13 protein-coding genes are annotated in these 23,507 nt (G+C 35.3%); all 13 read left to right on the top strand.

Features of this window, described 5'->3' with window-relative positions:
* Positions 1–140 precede the first annotated feature (140 nt).
* The 13 genes from ACZZZT_RS22340 (at position 141) to ACZZZT_RS22280 (ending at position 23,479) form a co-directional block, all read left to right on the top strand.
* Positions 141–1,106 carry a glycoside hydrolase family 130 protein gene (locus tag ACZZZT_RS22340; RefSeq protein WP_073394232.1) on the top strand — a complete coding sequence of 322 codons (966 nt, stop codon included), beginning with the start codon at positions 141–143 and terminating at the stop codon, positions 1,104–1,106.
* An 8-nt stretch (positions 1,107–1,114) separates the two neighbouring features.
* Entirely contained in the window at positions 1,115–2,185 is a 1,071-nt protein-coding gene (locus ACZZZT_RS22335) for a carbohydrate-binding family 9-like protein (protein ID WP_463461998.1), read from the top strand.
* A 7-nt stretch (positions 2,186–2,192) separates the two neighbouring features.
* Positions 2,193–3,272: a putative glycoside hydrolase gene (locus ACZZZT_RS22330; protein WP_463461997.1), complete on the top strand. Its 1,080-nt coding sequence runs from the start codon at positions 2,193–2,195 to the stop codon at positions 3,270–3,272.
* 212 nt (positions 3,273–3,484) lie between these two features.
* Positions 3,485–4,510: an isoaspartyl peptidase/L-asparaginase family protein gene (locus ACZZZT_RS22325; RefSeq protein ID WP_042566710.1), complete on the top strand. Its 1,026-nt coding sequence runs from the start codon at positions 3,485–3,487 to the stop codon at positions 4,508–4,510.
* A 477-nt stretch (positions 4,511–4,987) separates the two neighbouring features.
* Positions 4,988–8,128 carry a beta-galactosidase, LacZ type gene (lacZ, locus tag ACZZZT_RS22320; protein ID WP_463461996.1) on the top strand — a complete coding sequence of 1,047 codons (3,141 nt, stop codon included), beginning with the start codon at positions 4,988–4,990 and terminating at the stop codon, positions 8,126–8,128.
* A 7-nt stretch (positions 8,129–8,135) separates the two neighbouring features.
* A complete protein-coding gene (locus tag ACZZZT_RS22315) occupies positions 8,136–10,457 on the top strand; it encodes a glycoside hydrolase family 20 protein (protein ID WP_463461995.1) in 2,322 nt (773 codons plus the stop codon).
* Positions 10,458–10,555: 98 nt separating this feature from the next.
* Positions 10,556–12,040, top strand: coding sequence for an alpha-L-fucosidase (locus ACZZZT_RS22310; protein ID WP_463461994.1), 1,485 nt, complete (start codon positions 10,556–10,558; stop codon positions 12,038–12,040).
* Between the two features lie 10 nt (positions 12,041–12,050).
* Complete coding sequence (locus ACZZZT_RS22305; RefSeq protein ID WP_463462483.1) at positions 12,051–14,291, top strand: GH92 family glycosyl hydrolase; 2,241 nt, start codon at positions 12,051–12,053, stop codon at positions 14,289–14,291.
* A 12-nt stretch (positions 14,292–14,303) separates the two neighbouring features.
* A complete protein-coding gene (locus ACZZZT_RS22300; RefSeq protein ID WP_463461993.1) occupies positions 14,304–16,964 on the top strand; it encodes a glycoside hydrolase family 3 protein in 2,661 nt (886 codons plus the stop codon).
* A gap of 255 nt (positions 16,965–17,219) precedes the next feature.
* Positions 17,220–18,902, top strand: coding sequence for a SusC/RagA family TonB-linked outer membrane protein (locus ACZZZT_RS22295; protein ID WP_463461992.1), 1,683 nt, complete (start codon positions 17,220–17,222; stop codon positions 18,900–18,902).
* A complete protein-coding gene (locus ACZZZT_RS22290; RefSeq protein WP_463461991.1) occupies positions 18,886–20,328 on the top strand; it encodes a TonB-dependent receptor domain-containing protein in 1,443 nt (480 codons plus the stop codon). The genes ACZZZT_RS22295 and ACZZZT_RS22290 overlap by 17 nt, the downstream gene beginning before the upstream one ends.
* Positions 20,329–20,353: 25 nt before the next feature.
* Positions 20,354–21,955, top strand: a complete 1,602-nt coding sequence (locus ACZZZT_RS22285) for a SusD/RagB family nutrient-binding outer membrane lipoprotein (protein ID WP_463461990.1) — start codon at positions 20,354–20,356, stop codon at positions 21,953–21,955.
* Between the two features lie 195 nt (positions 21,956–22,150).
* Positions 22,151–23,479 carry a sugar MFS transporter gene (locus tag ACZZZT_RS22280; RefSeq protein ID WP_463461989.1) on the top strand — a complete coding sequence of 443 codons (1,329 nt, stop codon included), beginning with the start codon at positions 22,151–22,153 and terminating at the stop codon, positions 23,477–23,479.
* Positions 23,480–23,507 lie beyond the last annotated feature (28 nt).

Genomic DNA, 23,507 nt, shown 5'->3' with positions numbered 1-23,507 from the left:
TTTAAACTTTGACAAAGCTTAACAACCCAGTTTGTCATTCCGAGGAATGACAAGATTGCGCGGAGCTTCAATTTTTTTTCAGAACAACAAACAAAAAAACAACAAACAAAAAACAAACTATAATAATAAAGAAAGAGAGCATGAGTACAATTCCTTGGCAAGACAGACCCGAAAACAGTAACGATGTAATGTGGAGATATTCTGAAAATCCAATTATTGACAGATACGCAATTCCATCATCAAATAGTATTTTTAACAGTGCAGTTGTTCCTTTTGGAGACGGATTTGCAGGTGTTTTCAGATGTGATAACAAAGCAGTTCAAATGAATATTTTTGCCGGTTTTAGTAAAAACGGAATCGATTGGGACATTAATCACGAACCAATCGTAATGCAGTCTGGTAACACAGAAATGATCGAATCGGCTTATAAATACGACCCACGTGTGGTTTGGATTGAAGATCGTTACTGGATCACTTGGTGTAATGGTTACAACGGACCTACAATTGGTATTGGTTACACTTTCGACTTCAAAGAATTTTTTCAGTGTGAAAATGCCTTTTTACCATTCAACAGAAATGGAGTTTTGTTTCCACAAAAAATAAACGGAAAATACGCCATGTTAAGCCGTCCAAGTGATAACGGACATACACCTTTTGGAGATATCTGGATCAGTTACAGTCCGGATATGAAATATTGGGGAGAACACCGTTTGGTGATGAAACCATCTCCATTTGAGCAAAGTGCATGGCAATGTACAAAAGTAGGAGCAGGACCAATCCCAATTCTTACCGAAGAAGGATGGTTAATGTTATACCACGGTGTTATCAATACTTGCAACGGTTTCCGTTATGCAATGGGAGCAGCACTTTTAGAAGAAAATGCACCAGATCAGGTAAAATACAGAACACAGCCTTATTTATTAGGACCTGCAGAAATTTATGAGCAAGTTGGAGACGTAGGAAACGTGGTTTTCCCATGTGCTGCTTTACATAACATCGAAGAAGATAAATTAGCCGTATATTATGGTGCAGCAGATACTGTTGTAGCAATGGCATTTGGTAAATTAAGTGAGGTAATTCAGTTTACAAAAGATAATAGTTTATAGAAAAAAGCATGCATTTAAAATTTAAATGGTTAACATTTGTTTTAGTATTTTTTTCGATTGCGGGTTTTTCGCAATCGAAAAAAAATACCGTTATACCTAAAACTTACGTAGCGGGTAAAACTATAAATCCAATTGTAATCGATGGAGACGAGTCTGATGCTGCCTGGAGCAAAACAGATTGGACAGACCTTTTTGAAGATATAGAAAATGGCATAAAGCCAAAATATGGAACAAAAGTTAAAATGCTCTGGGATGAAACCAATTTTTATATATTAGCAAAGCTTGATGAGCCACATGTTTGGGCAAATTTAAAACAACGCGACACCATTATTTTTTACAACAACGATTTTGAAGTTTTCATTGATCCCGATAGCGACACTTTTAACTATTATGAATTAGAAATTAATGCTTTAAATACAGCTTGGGATCTGTTTCTGTCAAAACCTTATAGAGAAAATGATAACGTAGTATTAAATGACTGGAATATTCCGGGCCTGAAATCAGCGGTAAAAATCAACGGAACGCTTAATAACCCAAACGATACTGATGAAGGTTGGGTACTTGAAATGGCAATTCCCTGGGCATCTTATAGAAAATCCTATAATGAACAAAATGTGCCCGCAGATAAATTTTGGAGAGTCAATTTCTCAAGAGTTAATTGGCAGCATACCATAAAAGACGGAAGTTACGAAAGAAAGAAAGATGCCGAAGGAAAATTTTTACCCGAATACAATTGGGTTTGGTCGCCAATGGGTGTAATCAATATGCATGAGCCGGAAAAATGGGGTTATGTTTATTTTTCTTCGAAAGAAGGAAAAGAGACCTTTACAATTCCGCAGGAAGAAAAAGTGAGATGGGAATTGTACACGTTGTTCAGAGCTCAAAAAGAATATTATCAGAAGAATAAAACGTGGGCAAAATCAATACAAAATCTTACTAAGGAAACCATTAGTGTCGACGGTAAAATTTTAAAACCAGTATTAGAAAATCACGCTTCAGGATACAATATTTCAGTAAAAAGTCCTTTTTCTAACCAAACATTGATCATAAGGGAAGATGGCAAAATAATATCAAAATAAACCAACTATGAAACTACCAAAACTATTACTTTTTTTATTGACGCTGAGCCTTTTTTCATGTGTTGAAAAAGAAGAACCAACCACTTTTAAATTTGGCGTATGGACCACTGCAGATCCTAAAAAATCAGATGCAGATTATACCAAAGAATTTAAAAAATATAAAGATGGCGGAATCGACGAAGTATTAATCAATACATCAACAGACCCAAAACTCTTAAAAAGATTAGTGCCTCTGGCTACAAAAGAAGGCCTAAAAGTTCACGCCTGGATTATGGCTATGAACAGACCCGGAGATTCAATTGCATTACAGCATCCGGATTGGTATCAGGTTAGTAAAGACGGAAAATCTTGTTTTGATAATCGTCCTTATGTAGATTATTACCAATGGTTGTGTCCAACAAGACAAGAATCAAGAAATCATGTTTTAAATTTGGTAGAAGAATTAGCAAAAGTAGACGGAATCGAAAGCGTTCACTTAGATTATATTCGTTTTCCGGATATCTTTTTACCAATAAGTTTATTGCCAAAATACAACCTAGTTCAGGACACAGAATTACCTCAATTCGACTTTTGTTATTGTGATGAATGTATCAAAGCATTCGAAAAAATCCATCATAAAAATCCAAAAAACAGTCATAACACTTCTATTGATATGGAGTGGAAAAACTTCAGATTAAATGCCATAAAAGCAGTTGTTGATGATGCGTATAAAATTGCTCACAAACACAATAAACAATTAACTGCAGCCGTATTTCCTTATCCTGAAATGGCAGATCATATGGTACGTCAGCGTTGGGACAAATGGAATATCGACGAAGTTTATCCAATGATTTACCATAGTTTTTATGACGAAGAAATTGACTGGGTAGGTTACGCAACAAAACAAGGCGTTGCCGATTTAGAAGATAAAAAGACAAAAATAAATACAGGAATTTATATTCCGGGTTTAAAATCAGATAAAGAATTAAAAGAAGCAATTTTATTGGCAAAAGATAATGGAGCCACTGGAGTTTCGTTTTTTGACGGAAATGCTTTAACAGCAAGTAATTTAAAAACCATCAAAGAAACAAAAGACGGTTTAAAATAAAGAGTTAGAAGATTGTTTAACATATAGAAACATAGATTTAAATTAAAAGTCATTTTTATAAATCCTATTTTTTTCGCATACAACTATTAGATTTATTTTAAGTAAAAGGACTTTTTTATATATTGAGAACTATGTTTCTATGTGTTAAAATAAATTGTAAAGAACTCAACAAAAATAAAATATCACAGGGATTTCAACTAAAAAATAAGCATATGTCAAATAGAAGAGATTTTATCAAAAAAACAACTTTAGGCACATTGGCCGTAAGTTCAGTTTTAGGCTATAGCGGATTTGCAAATAGCAGGGAAGATGAAAAAGAGGAAATAGAAAATCCTTTGAAAAAGACAAAAAAGCCAGTCGTAATTTCAACTTGGAATCACGGTTTGCCAGCTAATCAGGAAACCTGGAAAGAATTAAAAGCCGGAAAATCAGCCTTAGATGCGCTCGAAGCCGGTATGAAAATTCCTGAAGCAGATCCGAATGTCCGCAGTGTTGGTTATGGAGGATATCCGGATCGCGAAGGAAAAGTTACATTAGATGCCTGCATTATGGATCATAATAGTAATTGTGGTTCAGTATGTTTTTTACAGGGAATTATGCATCCCATTTCGGTTGCAAAAAGAGTGTTGCAAAATACCCCTCACGTCATGCTGGCCGGACAAGGCGCCTTACAATTTGCATTATCAGAAGGATTTAAAGAAGAGAACCTGTTAACTCCGGAATCTGAAAAAGACTGGAAAAAATGGTTGGAAGATTCAAAATATAAACCCGTGATTAATATCGAAAATCACGATACGATAAGCATGCTAATGTTAGATCAAGATGGAAATCTTGCCGGAGGCTGTACAACAAGTGGCGCCGCCTGGAAAATGCACGGACGCGTTGGTGACTCCCCAATAATCGGCGCGGGTCTTTTTCTGGATAATGAAGTCGGCGCCGCTGCGGCAACTGGTTTAGGTGAAGCCGTTATTAGAACTGCAGGAAGTGCAATGGTTGTAGAATTAATGCGTCAGGGGAAATCGCCTTTTGACGCCTGTAAAGAAATTACAGAACGTATTTACAACAAGCATAAAAACCACAAAGACATGGAATATCTTCAGGTTGGTTTTATCGCTTTGAATAAAAATGGAGAACACGCTGGTTACAGTTTAAGATCCGGTTTTAACTACGCCGTTTCTGATGACGAAAACGGACACAGAATGGAAGATGCAAAATTTAAAATGTCGTGGGATAAATAGGAATGCGATTATGGAACGCGGATGACGCGGATTGAGCAGATAAAGCGGATTTTTTTCCTGCGCATTTAATAACCTTTTTGTCATTTCGACGGCGGAGAAATCACATCCAGAGAGCGACGTACTATATGTCTTCACTTTATGTGATTTCTCCGCCGAAATGACAAAGTAGACGAAAATATTTCTTATGAAAATGATTGCCCTAGCCCCGATAGAAGTGGAAATCCTTTTGTGTAATGAAATGGAGCAAAAGATTGCAACGGATAGCGGGATTTGCTCCTAAAAAAATGATTTATCATAGAAATCGAAAAGACAAATTTTGCAGAAAATTGAATAAACTAAAATTTAAACACATAGAAAAAACATAGATTTTACTCTCTCATAAGATTAGAATTAAAGCCCCACACCTTTTTTTTTAACTTGAAAATCTATGTTCTATGTGTTTTAAAAAAATACAAAGAGAGAATAAAAATACAAATAATGAAAAAAAGAATATCCATATTACTATTACTAATAGCTTCAATATTTTCGGTTAAGGGACAGGATAAAACTCCTTTTTGGCAAAATGAAAAAATCAATGAAGATAATAGAGAGCCCATGCACGCTGCTTATTATGTTTATGAAAATGAAGCATTGGCAGCTAAAAATGAATGGAGAGAATCTAAAAATTATTTAGATATCAACGGAGCCTGGAAATTTAAATATGTTGACAGCCCGGCTGCACTCCCAAAAGATTTTGAAAAAACAACTTTTGATGATAAAACCTGGGATAACTTCAAAATTCCGGCAAGCTGGGATGTTAATGGTTACGGATATCCTGTTTATGTAAATACGACTTACGATTTTGATTATTTAATGGCACCAAATCCGCCGTTTGTACCCACAAAATACAATCCGACAGGAGTTTACAGAAGAGAAATTACAATTGACAAATCATGGGAAGGAAAAGATATTTTTCTTCATATTGGTACAGCAAAATCAAATCTTACTGTTTGGGTAAATGGTGTTTATGTAGGTTACGGTGAAGATGGAAAACTGCCATCAGAATTCAACCTGAATAAATACGTAAAAACCGGAAAAAACAGCATTGTTTTGCAGGTTATGAAATGGAATGACGGTTCGTACTTAGAATGTCAGGACATGTGGAGAATGAGCGGAATCACAAGAGATTCTTACTTGATTGCCAGAAACAAAGCGCATTTAAAAGATTACGAAATCATTCCTGATTTAGATGCTTCTTATGTAAACGGAACTTTAAAAATCTCGACGGAATTTTCAAATTTAAATACAAAAGACGGTTACACTTTAGATGTTCAGTTAAAAGACGGCGATAAAATTATTACTTCAAAAGTTATTTCCGCTTTAAGCGAAAAACAAACATTTGATTTCGCAGTAAATAATCCTAAAAAATGGAGTGCAGAAATTCCGAATTTGTATCAGGTAAGTTTTCTTTTAAAAGATAAAAAAGGAAACGTTATTGAAGTTATCAATCAAAATGTTGGATTCAGAAAAGTAGAAATCAAAGGTGGACAACTTTTAGTAAACGGAAAAGCAGTTTACATAAAAGGGGTAAACCGTCATGAAGTTGATCCGGTTACGGGACAAACCATTTCAAGAGATAGAATGGAAGAAGATATTAAATTAATGAAACAATTTAATATCAATGCGGTAAGAATGTCGCATTATCCAAACGATGAATATTTTTATGAATTATGCGATAAATACGGAATTTATGTTGTTGATGAGGCAAATATAGAATCGCACGGAATGGGTTACGATATTACCAAAACTTTGGGGAACAAACCAGATTGGGAATTAGCGCACATTCAGCGTATGCAGCGTATGATCGAAAGAGATAAAAATCATACCTCGGTAATTATCTGGAGTATGGGTAACGAAGCCGGAAACGGTTATAATTTTTACAGAGGATATTTGTGGATAAAAAACAGAGATAAATCAAGACCAATTCAGTACGAAAGAGCGACAGCAGGAGCATGGGACGGAAAAGATTTAAAATTTGAATGGGATTCTGATATTATTGACCCGATGTACAGTTCTCCAAACAAAATGGAAGAATATATTTTGGCAAATCCAAATCCTTCAAGACCTTACATTCAATGCGAGTATGCGCACGCGATGGGGAATTCTATGGGGAATTTCAAAGATTATTGGGATGTAATTCGTAAATATCCAAACTTTCAGGGAGGATTTATTTGGGATATGATCGATCAGTCTGTTTATAAAACAACGGAAGATGGAACTCGCATTTTGGCTTACGGTGGAGATTTTGGACCAAAAGATGTAAAAAGCGACAACAACTTCGTAAATAATGGTGTATTCACAGTTGACAGAAAACCGAATCCACATGCATTAGAAATGCGAAATGTGATGCAAAATATTTTAACTTCGTGGGAAGATAAAACAACAGCAACTATTAAAGTATATAATGAATTTTCGTTTAAAGATCTAAGCAATGTTAGTTTACATTGGAAATTGGTTTTGGACGGAAAAGATGATGCAATGGGAACAATTGATAATTTAGACATACAACCAAGAGAAACTAAAACGTATCAGCTTCCGGTTAATGTAGAGCAAAAAGAGTTTCAGGAAGCTTTTATTGTGGTAACATATCACATTAAAGAAGAGGAACCGTTTTTGCCAAAAGGATTTCAAATTGCAACAGACCAATTGCCTCTTACCGGAACCTGGAAAAATGATATAAAAATCGCGGGTACAGGAAAAATTTCAATAGAAAAACAAGCCAATGCAACGGTATTTAAAAGTGACAAAACGACTATAACTTTTGATAAAAAAACAGGGTTTATTACAGGTTATACATTCAATAATGAGCCTATTTTAAAGGATGGATACCAATTGCGACCAAACCTTTGGAGAGCGCCAAACGACAATGATTTTGGAGCTAATTTTCAGGTGAATTTAAAAGTCTGGAAAGATGCAACAGAAAACCCGATACTTGTAAACTGGGTATCTTCTGTAACAAAAGACAATAAAATTTTAGTAACAGCAACGTATAATTTACCAACTGTTTCTTCAAAAATAATCTTAAATTACGAATTCAACAGCAACGGAGAATTAAACGTAAAAGAACAATTGAATATCGATAAAAATAAAGAAATACCAATGCTGCCAAGATTTGGTATGGAAATGATTTTGCCGAAAGATTTCAGCTCAATTACTTATTACGGAAAAGGTCCACAGGAAAATTACATCGACAGAAATTACAGTTCACAAGTCGGAATTTACAATCAAACCGTTTCAGAACAATATTATCCTTATATCCGTCCGCAGGAAACCGGAAATAAAACAGAAGTTCGCTGGTTAGAATTATCAAATGATAAACTGAAAATAAAAGTGACATCAGATGAATTTTTGGCAACTACGGCTTTACATTTTTTAAATGAAGATTTAGACGATGGATTGCAAAAAGACCAAAGACACGCTGCCGAATTGAAAGAAAGAGATTTAACCAGTTTAAAAATCGATTCGAAACAAATGGGAGTGGGCGGAATCGACAGCTGGCAAGCCTGGCCGATGAAAAAATATTTGCTTGAAGAAAAAGCGTATCAATATCAATTTAAAATTACACCATCCATAAAATAATTCAATTATGAGGGTTTTAAAACCATTCCTTATCGTAATCTTCCTGACTGTTTTTAATTTCGGCTACAGCCAAAAAATATATACAGAAAAGGATATTCAGATTATACCAAAACCAACGCAATTATTAATTAATAAAGGTGTTTTTGAATTTTCTGCTGCGACAAAATTTGTAGCAGTTACAGATTTTCAAAAAGATATTTCAAATGCTTTGATCAGTAAGTTTGAAAAAGCAGGAGGATTTCGTCCTCAGCTTTCTACGGCAGTTCCGCAAAGTAATTTTATACAGTTTAAAGTCGATCAGAATTTAGAAAAAGAAGCGTATATATTAGATGTAAATTCTAAAAATATTACAATTACGGCAAAAGGAAATGCAGGTTTTATTTATGCTTTAGAAAGTATCAGACAATTGCTTCCGGTTGTTATCGAAAGTAAAAATGCGCTGCCAAACCAAAAATGGCAAATTCCAAATGTGGTTATAAATGATAAGCCTCGTTTTCAATGGAGAGGATTAATGCTCGATTTATCACGTCATTTCTTTGATAAAAACTACGTTATAGAAACCATAGATCGTTTGGCAATGCACAAAATGAATGTTTTGCATTTGCATTTAGTAGACGATCAGGGCTGGAGAATCGAGATAAAAAAATATCCAAAATTAACCGAAGTAGGAGCCTGGAGAGTGGATCAGGAAAACCTTGCCTGGAATGCAAGATTAACTACAAATCCGGATGAAAAAGGAACTTATGGCGGATTTTTAACGCAGGAAGAATTAAAAGAAATTGTAAAATACGCAGCAACAAAAAACATCGAAATTATTCCGGAAATCGAAATGCCGGCGCACGTAAGCAGTGCCATTGCATCATATCCGGAACTGGCTTGTTTTGATCAGCGTATTGGCGTTCCGTCAGGCGGATTATGGCCTATTACAGATATTTATTGTGCAGGAAAAGAAACAACATTTGAATTTTTGCAAAATGTAATTGATGAAGTGATTACCATTTTTCCATCAAAATACATTCATATTGGAGGTGATGAAGCGACAAAAACCAATTGGGAAAAATGTCCGAACTGCCAAAAAAGAATGAAAGATAACGGATTGAAAAATACCCACGAATTACAAAGTTATTTTGTAAAAAGAATGGAGAAATACATCAATTCTAAAGGCAAAAAAATCATTGGATGGGATGAAATTTTAGAAGGCGGTTTGGCTCCTGATGCAACCGTAATGAGTTGGAGAGGAACACAAGGCGGAATTGATGCCACAAAACAAGGTCACGATGTGATCATGACACCAGAATCTCCGTGCTATTTTAATTTTTACCAAGGTCCTCAAAACGAAGAACCTGTAGCTTTTGATGCTTATAATCCTTTGAATGAAGTGTACAAATTTGATCCGGTTGTTCCCGGAATGACCCCTGAAGAAGCCAAACATGTTTTAGGCGGACAGGCAAATTTATGGGCAGAACATCTACCTGGGCCAAAAGATTCAGAATATATGATTTTCCCGAGATTGGCCGCTTTATCAGAAACTTTATGGAGTACAAAAGAAAGCCGTAACTGGAATGATTTTACGCCAAGATTGATTTCGTTAATGCAGCGTTACAATTATTTAGGAATCAATTATGCAAAAAGTGCTTATTTGGTAACTGCTTCTTCAACTGCAGATTTGGCTAAAAAACAAATTAATGTCACGTTGAAAAATGAGTTTCCAAACCCTGACATTCGCTATGTTTTGGGAGATAAAAACATCGAACATAATCCAATAAAATATACAAGTCCAATTGAATTTAAAGAAACTACTATTCTTAAAGCATCTTTATTTCAGGATGATAAACCAGTTGGAAAAACATTTATAGATACTATTATTTTTCATAAAGGATTTGCCAAGAAAGTAAGTTACTTAACTCCTTTTAATGATAATTATAAAGGAGACGGAAAAACGACGATGATTAATACCGTTAGGGGTTCGAAGAATTTTCATGACGGACAATGGCAAGCCTGGTTGGTAAACGATATGGAACTTGTAGTTGATCTTGAAAAACAAGAAAGTATTCAGGAAGTAACCATTGGAGCTTTAGAAAGTCAGGGCGCAGGAGTTAATTTCCCAACTCAGATAAAAGTTTTGGTTTCGAATGATGGAATTACCTATAAAGAGGTTGGAAAAATAACACGTCCGTATGCTGCGAATGTAAGTTCGGAGTTGAAAGATTTTAAAATCAGTTTTGAAAAACGAAATGCAAGATTTGTAAAAGTAATCGCCTATAACTTGAAGAAAAGCCCAAAAGGCGAATCTTCATGGTTGTTTGTTGATGAAATTTTAGTGAATTAAATACACGCAGAAGCTTTGTCAAAGTTTAAAACTTTGACAAAGCTTTGATTACGCATAATACCAAAAACAAAGAATAATAAACAATAAACAGATTAAAGATGAAAAGAGGAATATTCATAATCGCACTTTTATTTTCGGTTCAAATGTTTTCACAAGCCATTTACGAAGATGAGCGCTATGTACCGGAAACGGATCCGCTGGTGTTGAAAAATTTAGATGAATGGCAAGGCAAAAAATTCGGATTGTTAATGCACTGGGGAACATATAGCGAATGGGGAATTGTAGAATCATGGTCTATTTGTCCAGAAGATTATGGATGGTGTGAGCGTAAAAAAGGAAGCAATCCAGCTAATTATAATCAATATGTAAAAGATTATGAAGGCTTGAAAAAAACATTTAATCCAACCAAATTTGATCCTGCGAAATGGGCAAAAGCCGCTAAAAATGCAGGAATGAAATACATGGTTTTTACCACAAAACACCATGACGGATTTAATATGTATGATACTAAATATTCTGATTATAAGGTAACCGACGCAGGATGTGCTTTTAGTACAAACCCAAAAGCAAACATTGCCAAAGAAATTTTTAATGCTTTTAGAGCCGAAAATATTTCAACAGGAGCGTATTTCTCTAAACCAGACTGGCATAACGAAAATTACTGGGATCCTTATTTTCCTCCTTTCGACAGAAACGTAAATTACGATCCGTCTTTATATCCTGAAAAATGGCAGAAATATGTTGATTTTACACACAATCAAATCTTAGAATTATTATCTGATTACGGTAAAATCGATATTTTATGGTTAGATGGTGGATGGGTTAGAAAAAGAGACCAACAAAACCTAAAAGAAAACTACGAAGAAAAATTCGCAGAAAACGAATCTAAAAATGGTTTCATCAAACACAGAGTTGTAGATCAGGATCCTAAAATGGATGAATTGGTTGTAAAAGCACGTCAAAAACAACCGGGATTAATTGTGGTTGACAGAGCGGTTCACGGAAAAAACCAAAATTACTTAACTCCTGAAAACAGAGTTCCTGAAAAGACCTTGCCTTACCCGTGGGAATCTTGTATTACTTCTGGAGGTGGCTGGTCTTATACTCCGGATGCAAAATATTTAACCGGAAGACAAGGAATTCATATGCTTATTGATGTTGTTGCAAAAGGCGGAAATTTATTATTGAATGTTGCTCCAAGCCCTGAAGGAGAATGGCAGCAAGGTGCGTACGATTTATTGGCAGCTTACGGCGATTGGATGAAAGTAAACAGCACAGCGATTTATAACACAAAACCAATCGAACCTTTTAAAGAAGAAAATATTTGTATGACGCAAAACAAAACCGGAAATGTTTTCTTGTTTTATTTGGCTAAAGAAGGAGAAGATAAAATTCCTGCAACAGTTACAGTGAAAGCTATCAATCCTAAAAAAGGAACAAAAATCACAATGTTAGGTTCAAAAACATCTTTGAAATGGACAAAAGAAGCAGAAGGTTTTAAAGTTGTAATTCCGGAAAGCTTGAGAAACAATTTACCTTGTAAAGAGGCATGGACTTTAAAAATTGAAGCTATTAACAGATAGAAAAAAGAATATGTTTTTAAACAAAAGGATAACTATAAAAACAGCATGTATTTTTTACATGCTGTTTTTTAGCATCAGTATTTTTGCGCAGCAGCCCGCTGATTTTGTAAATCCGTTTATCGGAACTTCAAATTACGGAGCCACTTTTCCGGGACCAATTGCGCCAAGAGGAATGGCTAGTATTAGTCCGTTTAATGTTGCCGGAAAGCAAAATAAATTAGAAAAAGACAGTCAGTGGCTTTCGAATCCTTATGTAAATGAAAATACATTTTTAACAGGATTCAGCCAGATTAATATAAGCGGCGTTGGCTGTCCGGAGTTAGGGGTTTTAATACTAATGCCAACAACGGGAGCTGTTGAAACCAATCATTTAAAATACGGTTCAGCCTATAGAAACGAAGTTGCAAAAGCTGCCTATTACAGTGTAGATATTGATAAATACAATGTAAAAGCTGAGTTTACAGCATCAAAAAGAGTAGGCGTAAGCAAATTTACTTTCCCGAAAGGACAATCGAATATTTTACTGAATCTTGGTTTAGGTTTAACCAATGAAGAAGGTGCGATGGTAAAAGTGGTTTCTTCTACAGAAATTGAAGGAATGCGTTCCGTTGGTTCGTTTTGTTATAATAGTCCCGAAGATGCTTATCCTGTATATTTTGTGGCGAAGTTTTCAAAACCGGCAGATAAATTCGGCGTTTGGAAAAAGCCATCAAAATATGAAGGTACAGAAGCGCAATGGATGACCTACAACGGCAAAACCAGAATGATGGACAATACCATTAAAACGGTTGTTGGCGATAGTATTGGAACTTATTTTACCTATAAATTTAATAAACAGGAAACTGTTGAGGTAAAAATTGGAATTTCGTATGTGAGCGTTGAAAATGCAAGAGAAAATTTAGAAAAAGAAACCGGAAACAAATCGTTTGAAGCTGTTTATAAAGACACTTACAACGAATGGAATGAAGAACTTTCGAAGATTTTAGTTGAAGGCGGATCTGGAGACGATAAAACGATTTTTTATACCGCATTATATCACACTTTAATTCATCCCAATACTTTAAACGATTATAACGGAGAGTATCCTGTAATAAAAAGAACCAAGATTGCTAAAACCGAAGATACTCGCTATACCACATTTTCTTTATGGGATACGTATCGAAATATGCATCCGTTAACGTCTTTAGTTTATCCTAAACAACAATCGGATATGATAAAAAGCATGTTAGAAATGTATGATGAAAACGGCTGGCTGCCAAAATGGGAATTAAATTCGACAGAAACATTTACGATGGTAGGCGATCCGGCGAGCATTGTTATCGTTGATGCCTGCTTAAAGGGAATTCAGGATTTTGATATTTACAAAGCCTATTATGCAATGTTAAAAGGTGCAGATCAAATCGAAAATAATCCGTTGCGTCCGGGGCTAAAAGAATATATTGAAAAAGGGTATTTGTCAACTAATTATCGTGGACCAGTTTCTACAACACAGGAATATAATACTTCAGATTATGCGATTTCACTTTTAGCGAAAGCTTTGGGTAAAAAAGATGATTATAACCGTTTTACGAAACGCTCATTATCCTACCGAAAATTATATGACAGCGATTTAAAATTACTTCGACCAAGAACGGCTAACGGAAAATGGTATGAACCGTTTGATCCTGTATCCGGAGCAAACTTTGAAGAAAATGTTGGTTTTATCGAAGGAAATGCGTGGCAATATGCTTTTATGGTGCCGCATGATATCAAAGGATTAATCAAATTAATGGGCGGTGAAAAAGAGTTTTCCGACCAATTGCAAAAAGTATTCGACATCAAACAATTTGATATGGCAAATGAGCCCGATATTGCAAATCCTTATTTGTTTAATTATGTAAAAGGAGACGAATGGAAAGCGCAGGAAATGGTAAAAAAACTGGTGAAGGAATATTTTCAAAATAAACCAAAAGGATTGCCTGGAAATGACGATACCGGAACAATGTCGGCTTGGTTGGTATACTCTATGATGGGAATTTATCCAATTTCTCCGGGAGATCCAATTTATACCATTACAACGCCAATGTTTGATAAAATAACCATCAAATTAGATCCAAAATATTATAAAAAAGAAAATATTGTAATTGAAAAAGAAATCAATACTGATGGAAAAATCAATTCAATTGAATTAAACGGAAAAACACTAAATAGCTTTTTCATTTCTCATGAAGATTTTGTGAATGGAAAAACACTAAAAGTGATTCAAAATTAAAAACACACAACTATGTTACAATTAAGAATTAAAAAAACAGCCATTATCCTCGTAATGGCTGTAGGTTTTTTTAACCAGAGCCATGCGCAGAAAAAATACCCTTACCAAGATTCAAAATTACCTGTTGAAGACAGGGTAAAAGACTTGTTAAGTAGAATGAGTTTGGAGGAAAAAGCCCGCCAAATGGATATGTACAGAGGAGAACTTTTTAAAGAAAAAGAAGATTTTTCTAAATCAAAATCTAATGCCAAAATTGGAAATTTAGGAATTGGAGCGATTCATGATCTTTATCCTCGTTCGGCAAAAATGATCAACGACCTTCAAAGTGAAGTAATTAAAAATAACAAATGGGGAATTCCGGCACTTATTATGTGCGAGATGCTTCATGGATATCTGGATGACGGAAGTACGGCTTTCCCGATGAACATAGGTCTGGGCGCAACCTGGGACACCAATGTAATGGACAAAGTAGGTAAAGTAATTGCCATGGAAGCCAGAGCGCACGGAGTTCATTTTGGTTTAGGACCAAATTTAGATTTAGGTCGCGAACCAAGATGGGGAAGAGTTGCAGAAACTTTTGGAGAAGATGCTTACTTAAACAGCGAGATTGGTTTGGCGATGATTAAAGGGATGCAGGGCGATGATTTAAGATCAGATCGTACTATAATTTCAGAACCAAAACACTTCGCTGTTCACGGAATTCCGCAAGCGGGAGGAAATTCATCTCCAATTTTAGTGGGAGAACGTTCGGCTCGTGAAGATCATCTTCCATCATTTGAAAAAGCATTTAGAAAAGGCGGAGCATTGGGAACCATGTGTGCTTATTCTGAATTAGACGGAATTCCTTGTGCTGCAAATCATTGGTTATTGACAGATGTTTTGAGAAAAGAATGGGGTTTTAAAGGAATTGTAGTTTCAGATTTAGGCGCGATTAAATACCTTCAAACGACACATTATGTAACGAACTCTCCAAAAGAAAGTATTAGAGAAGCGGTTGCTGCAGGAGTTGATATGCAGTTTTATGATTTTACGAATGAATTTTGGCAACAAAGCATCATAGAATTGGTAAGCGAAAAGAAACTGACAATGGAGCAAATTGACCGTGCTGCCGGCGGTGTTTTAAGGCTGAAATTTTTATTGGGATTATTCGAAAACCCATACACAGATAAAAACTTAATTAAAGAGCGTTTTCATACAAAAGAAAATCAGGAAGCTGCTTTAGAAGCGGGTCGAAAATCTATTATCTTATTGAAAAATGATAATAATATTTTGCCTTTAAGCAAAGATATTAAAACAGTTGCCGTTATCGGACCAAATGCTGATGCATCGAGATTAGGGGGATATGCTGTAAAAAACAAAGTAGGAACTACGGTTCTTGAAGGCATTAAGCAAGTTGCCGGTGCAAAAACAAATGTGCTTTATGAAGAAGGTGTTTCTTTAATTGTAAAAGGACAAATTATTCCGTCGAAATTTTTATTTACTCCTGATGGTTCTCAAAACGGATTAAAAGGAGAATATTTCAATAATAGAAATGTAGAAGGAAATCCGGTATTAACGCGTATTGATAGTCAATTGGAATTTGACTGGCCTTGGTCTCCTGGCGATGGCGTTACAGATGATGATTTCTCTATTCGTTGGACAGGTTATATTCAATCAGAAAAATCATTTGACGGCTGGTTAGGTTTAAGTTCAGATGACGGAATCAGAATGTGGGTTGATGATCAATTGGTTATCGACAACTGGACAAAAGGTGCTACAAGTATGGTGACAACGCCAAAAAATATTGAAGCAGGTAAAAAATACAAAGTCCGCATAGAAATGTGGGAAGGCGGCTGGGGAGCCAGAGCGCACTTGCGTTGGAATTTAGAAAAAGTAAACTTTCAGCCAGCTATAGATATTGCTAAAAAAGCAGATGTTGCGATTGTGGTTTTAGGAGAATCAAATGAATTGGTTGAAGAAAACAGAGACGTAGCGAGTTTAGACTTACACGGAATGCAACAGGAATTGATCGAAGCGATTCAAAAAACAGGAACTCCTGTAGTTTGTGTGTTGTTAAACGGTCGACCACTTTCAACAAATTGGATTAGCGAAAATATTCCGGCACTTGTCGAAGCCTGGTTTCCGGGTGAAGCAGGAGGAAGAGCTGTGGCCGATGTTTTATTTGGAGATTATAATCCAGGTGGAAGATTGCCAATTACAGTTCCAAAATCAGTTGGGCAGCTACCTATATATTATAACCAAAAACCATCTGCAATTCACAGATATGTTTCTGAAAGCGAAAATCCGTTATACACATTCGGTTACGGTTTAAGTTATACCAAGTTTGAATATTCAAATTTTGCTATTAACACCAAAGAAATTAAAGCCGACAGTGAATTGAAAGTAAGTGTAGATGTTAAAAATACAGGAAATTATGATGGAGATGAAGTCGTACAATTATATATTAAGGATGTATATAGTAGTGTAACGACTCCAAGAAAAACATTAAAAGGTTTCAAAAGGTTGTTTATTAAAAAAGGAGAGACCAAAAAAGTAGAATTTACATTAACGGCTGATGAATTATCTATCTGGAACAGAGAAATGAAGCGTGTCGTGGAGCCTGGTGACTTTGAAGTTATGGTAGGCGGGAATTCTACAGATTTACAAAAGTTAAATTTTAAGGTTGTGGAATAGTATTTTCGACGAAGGGGAAAGTAAAATACGTAGTGTTTTAAGTGTTTTATTTCGAATTCCTTTAAGAAACTGATAAAACGTAAAGATTAATAATATGTAACCCCTGAAAACGTAAGGATTTTAATAGTAAAATCAGGGGTTTTGAACAAAAGTTTGTCGAACACCTTTTCAAAGATGTCATTTGTCGAAATAATGATTTAGTTAACAAACGGGATCCTTAAATTTAACATGTTATTAACTCAAAAAACAACCTATATGATTAAAGACGTACTAAAATTATTGTTGTTGGTTTGCTTGTTCGGATTTCAAAATCTTCAGGCACAAACTACAACAGTAAAGGGAATGATAACAGATGCTTCTAGCGGAATTCCGATCCCTGGAGCAAATGTTGTCGTTAAAGGAACGAAAACTAGTGTATCAACAGATTTTGATGGTAAATTTAGTATCAATGTTCCCAATCAATCAGCAGTTTTAGTTTTCTCTTATGTTGGTTCTGCCTCAAAAGAGATTCCTGTTTCAGGACAAACTACTATCAATGTAACTTTAGGTGCAGATACGCATCAGTTAGGCGAAGTAGTAGTAACTGCTCTTGGTATTAAAAGAGAGAAAAAAGCGGTTACTTATTCTGCTCAGAACATTGATGTAGCTGAGGTATCTCAAGCGAGGTCTTTAAACGTTGCCAACTCACTTTCTGGTAAGGTAGCAGGACTTAACTATTCTACCACTTCAAATGGTGTAGGAAGTTCATCAAGAATTACTTTAAGAGGTAACAGGTCTCTTAATGGTAATAACCAACCATTGTATGTAGTAGATGGTGTGCCAATTAGTAATGGAACTACAACTGGTAATCCTGATATTGATACAGGAGGAACTACACAGCCAGATGGTATTTCAAACATTAACCCGGAAGACATTGCTTCGATGACAGTTCTTAAAGGACCATCTGCTGCAGCACTTTACGGAAACAGAGCGAGTAATGGTGTTATCATTATTACTACTAAGTCTGGTAAAGCTGGTAAAACTTCAGTTTCATTGTCATCTAACTTTATGGCTTCTACAGCTTACAATTTGACAAATTTCCAAAACGAGTACGGTCAGGGAGATGGAGGAGTTTATAATCCTATTTCTGTATCAAGCTGGGGAGGAAAATTAGACGGAAGACAGGTTTCGGCATGGCAGTTGCAACGTAATCCTAATTATGCAGGACCCGCAACTACAGATTACAGCCCACAGCCAAATAACGTTATTGATTTTTATAAAACAGGTTACAATTTAGCCAATACATTATCTATCACTACCGGAAATGAAAAAGCACAAGGGTATTTCTCTTATACAAATACGCGTGCAGAAGGTATCGTTCAGGGTAATGCTTTAGACAGACATAACCTTAACTTAAGATTGACTAGTAAATTATCTGATAAATTTTCTTTGGATGTAAAAACAAACTACATCGTTCAAAACATTGATAATTTATTAAGAACTGGTGAGGAGTCTATTGGTACTTCAGCTTATTTATTGCCTCGTAGTATTAAATTTAACGAATACAAGGATTTTGAATATATAGACGCTGCATCACAAATACAACAAAATTATTTTATAGATCAGGCAGGTTCTCCTGGAGGTAACCCATATTGGTCTGCATTACGTGACGATTCACGCGATGACAGAAGAAACAGATTCATTGGTCTTGCATCTCTTAAGTACGATATTACAAATACTTTAAGTTTACAGGTAAGAACAGGTTTAGATCAAATGACTAACAAAACGATTAGAAATAGATATGCTACAAGAGCATTTAATAGCAACTTGGGTTCATATAGTGAGAACTATGAAACAGTAAGTGAATTTAATACTGATGCATTACTTTCTTATAAAGAGAAATTTGGAGATTTCACAATTGGTTCTAAATGCTGGTGCCAACATGTTGAAACAATCTAGTTCTGCATTAACATCTGGTGGTGTTTTAAGTAAAAGAAACTATTTTTCATTAATTAATGTTGCAACAGTTACTTCTACAGCAACAATGTCAGAAAAACAAGTAAACTCTGTTTATGGATTTTCTCAAATTGGTTTCAGAAACTATTTGTTCTTAGATATCACAGCAAGAAATGATTGGTCTTCTGCTTTACCTTCTCAAAACAGATCTTTCTTCTATCCATCAGCAGGTCTTTCAGCAGTAATCTCTGATATGGCTACTTTACCTGAAGTAATCAGTTTTGCAAAAGTTAGAGCTTCTTACGCAAAAGTAGGTAATGATACAGACCCTTACCAAACAAGTTCACAATTATCTTACATTGGTGGTAATGGTGGTATGTTGTATTCTCAGACTACAGCTGCAAATCCTAATTTAAAACCAGAGATGTCAAGTTCTTCTGAGTTTGGTGCAGATGTTAGATTCTTTAAAAATCGTTTAGGATTGGATTTTACCTATTTCCAAACAAAAACTTCAGATCAGATTTTCTACATCAATACACCAGAATCGTCTTCAATATCAAGAAAGGTATTAAACGGAGGAGATATTGAAAATAAAGGTATTGAGCTTACGCTTACAGCAACTCCTATTCAAACAGAGAATTTCTCTTGGGATGTTATGGCGAATTATGCTTCTTATAAATCTAAAATTACTTCTATCTACGATAACAGAGAGGAATTGGTTATTGGTGAAGGAAGATTGGTTAGAAGTAAAGTAATTAAAGGTGGAGAATACGGTGATTTATACATCAAAGGATTCCAAAGAACTCCAGATGGTCAAATGATTGTAAATGCTGCAGGTATACCTTTAGCAACTGATGATTTTAGTGTTCGTGCCGGTAACTTTAACCCGGACTGGACTGCAGGATTAAAAAATAATTTCAAATACAAAGATTTTTCACTAAGTTTCCTTGTTGATTTCAGAATTGGTGGAGAAGTGATCTCTTATACACAAGCAAGACAAGCTGGTTTAGGTGTAAGTGATATTACTTTGGCAGGAAGAGAAGGCGGAATTGTTGTTGATGGTGTTGTAGGAACAACTACTGGTGGTGTAACTACTTATGCTCCAAATACAACAAGTATTACAGCAGAACAATATTGGACAGCAATCGGACAAAGAACTCCGGTAGCAGAACCTTTTATTTATGATGCTACAAACATTAGATTAAGAGAACTTGTTTTTGGATATTCTCTTCCAAAACGTATGTTACAAAACACTGGTTTCGCAAGTATTGACTTCTCAGTAGTTGGAAGAAACTTATTTTTCTTCTTAAATGAAGCAAAATACTTTGACCCAGAAGCTGGAGCAGGTACAGGAAATTTACAAGGTATTGAATCTTTTAACATTCCTTCAACAAGAGAGTACGGTGTTAATGTAAGGTTTGGATTTTAATTTTAATTTAAAAAAGAGAGATAATATGAAAAATTATAAAATTAAAACAATAGGAGTTGTCGTGTCGATGCTCGCTGTTTTTTCAAGCTGTACTAAGGATTTTGATGAAATAAATACGAACAAAAATACCTTAACAGAAGATCAGTTAGATCAAACTCTTGCAGGTCCTGCGTTTGCATCAGCATTATATGCAGGGATACACAACGGTTCTTATTCATCTCCAGGAGTTGATGATCAGGGAACCTGGGGTATTGCAACAGGTATTTTACCATCAACGTTTACACAATATCTTAGTTGTGGATATGGTACAGAAAGAAATGCTTTCGTAAATGGTTATGAAGGACGTGGATGGTTAAGATTTTACACAGTTGCTGCACCAGCTTTGAATAATGCTATTAAAGCATCTCAAGGAAATGAAGAAGCTCTTGCTGTATTAAAAATATGGAAAGTATTCATGTACAATCAAATGGTAGATTGTTATGGTCCAATTCCTTATACACAAGCAGGAAATAAACAAGAAAAAGTACCTTATGACAGTGTAGAATCTATCTACGAAGACTTTTTTAAATTGTTAGACGAAGCAGATGCTACACTTAATGCTACTTCTATAACAACAGTACCTACATTACAGCCTAATGACAGAGTATATTCAGGAGATATAGCAAGCTGGAAAAGATTTGGAAACAGTATGAGATTACGTTTAGCATTAAGAATTTCAGATATACAACCGGCAAAGGCAAAAAGTCAGGCAGAGGCTGCAGTAGCAGCAGGTGTTATAGAAACTAATGAGCAAAGTGCTACATTTAAAGTTAGTAATATTACACCAAACAACCTGAATATGATTGTAAATGCATGGGGTTACTACATGACAGCTTCTATGGAAAGTTTACTTGTAGGATACGATGATCCTAGGCTTACTAAATGGTTTGCACCTATTGATCCTTTAGCTACCTCTAAAGTTTACAGAGGACGACCTGTTGGTGGTTTAGAAGGTCAATTTGGAACTACTAAATTCTCTGCATTTAACGATGCTGTACTAGGAAATGGAGTAAATCCTGGTGTTAGCCTTAGTGAATCTAAAAATATTGAAATCTTCATGGCTTCTGAAAATTATTTAAGCAGAGCTGAAGGTGCATTGAATGGATGGAATATGAGCGGTACTGCACAATTTTTGTACGAGCGAGGTATTGCGCTATCATTGAGACAATGGGGAATTACTGATGAAGATGCAATTGCAGATTATATTGCAGGAACTTCTGCTCCATCTGTACCAAATGCAGCAACACTTTATCCAGGTATAGGATTAGAGACAGTTCCAGTTACACTTCCTGTAGCATGGGACGCTTCTGAAGCAAACCAACGTACACAAATTGCGGTTCAAAAATATTTAGCAATATTCCCTGAATCTTGGGAAGCATGGGCTGACTTACGTAGAAGTGATGCAAAAGTAATCTACCCACCCATTAACACAGATAATGTTGAAGCAGGTGTTGGAAAAAGTTTAATGAAACGTGTAATCTTTGTTACAAACGAATATTCTTCAAACAGAGATGCCGTTACAGATGCTATCACAAAACTTGGAGGCCCGGACTCAGGAGGTACAAGACTTTGGTGGGACATCAAATAAATAAATAAATAAAGTAAAGATAAAGAGATTCGTTACTTTAAGGATAAAAGGAGAGGTAACTCTCCTTTTGTTTTATACGACTATTTCTAAAATAGCAAAAAAACAATGAAAACAGAATAATAAAAAAGGTTATCTCAATTTTAATGTGAGTCAATTAAAAATGAAGAAAGAAGATAATCAGCAAAAAATAAAATTATGGCTAATACCAATAAACCATCCTCATCTAACCAAACCACATTAATACCAATACTAATTATTGCCGGACTATTTTTCATTTTTGGATTTGTAACCTGGATTAATGGCGCATTAATCCCGTTTATGAAAACAATAAACGAATTGACATCCGCGCAATCACTTTTAGTGGCATCGGCTTCTTATATATCATTTGTCGTGATGGCTTTGCCTGCCTCTTATATTTTGAGTAAAATCGGATATAAAAAAGGAATGTCTTTAGGGCTATTTGTTATGGCAGTTGGCGCTTTGGTTTTTATTCCGGCGGCAGAAGCCAGAACCTATTGGATGTTTTTAACGGGTATTTTTATTCAGGGAACAGGAATGACCTTACTGCAAACGGCATCAAATCCTTATATTACAATTCTTGGCCCAATTGACAGCGCTGCGAAACGAATTGCTATTATGGGAATTTCGAATAAAATAGCAGGAGCTTTAGGATCGCTTATTTTTGGAGCCATTTTATTATCAGGAATAGATGAAATTCAGCAAAAATTAAGTGTTGTAAGTGCTAAAGAAAAAGCACAGTTATTAAATACAATGGCAGATAGCGTTGTAACTCCATATTTGGTTATGGCTATTGTTTTATTTATTTTAGGAATCTTAATAAGAAAAGCACCATTACCGGATGTTGAAGCCGCACCAATTGAAGAACCAAAAGAAGGAGAAACAACAAAAACAAATATTTTTCAGTTTCCGCATTTATGGCTGGGAGTATTAACTTTGTTCATGTATGTTGGTGTTGAGGTTATTGCTGGAGATACTATTATTGCTTATGGTATTTCGTTAGGATTTCCTGCAGCAGATGCTAAGTTTTTTACAACGTTTACTTTAATGGCAATGGTAGGTACTTATATTTTGGGTGTATTTTTAATTCCGAAATTTATTACTCAGGCTTTGGCTTTAAGAATAAGTGCTATTTTAGGCATCATATTTTGTTTTTGCATTGTATTCACGACAGGTTTTGTTTCCATACTTTTTGTGGCAGCGCTAGGAATTGCAAATGCACTTGTTTGGCCTGCAATATGGCCATTAACATTAAAAGGTTTGGGAAAGTTTACCAAAACAGCTTCGGCATTGTTGATTATGGCAATTTCCGGAGGAGCAGTTATTCCGCCTTTATATGGAAAAATTGTAGATTTAACCAAAGCCGATATGGTTTCGTTTGGAATCAATGATACTTTTGCAACAGCTCATGCAGCTACAGAAGGATATTGGATTTTGTTGCCATGTTATATCATTATTTTATACTATGCTGTTTGGGGACATAAATTAGGCCTGAGCAAAAAATAATTCCCGCCATTAAATTGAAAAGTGAGAT

Source organism: Flavobacterium sp. AC274, assembly GCF_979258275.1.
The sequence above is the reverse complement of the archived record's forward strand: the minus strand, read 5'-3'. Positions and strand labels throughout refer to the sequence as shown.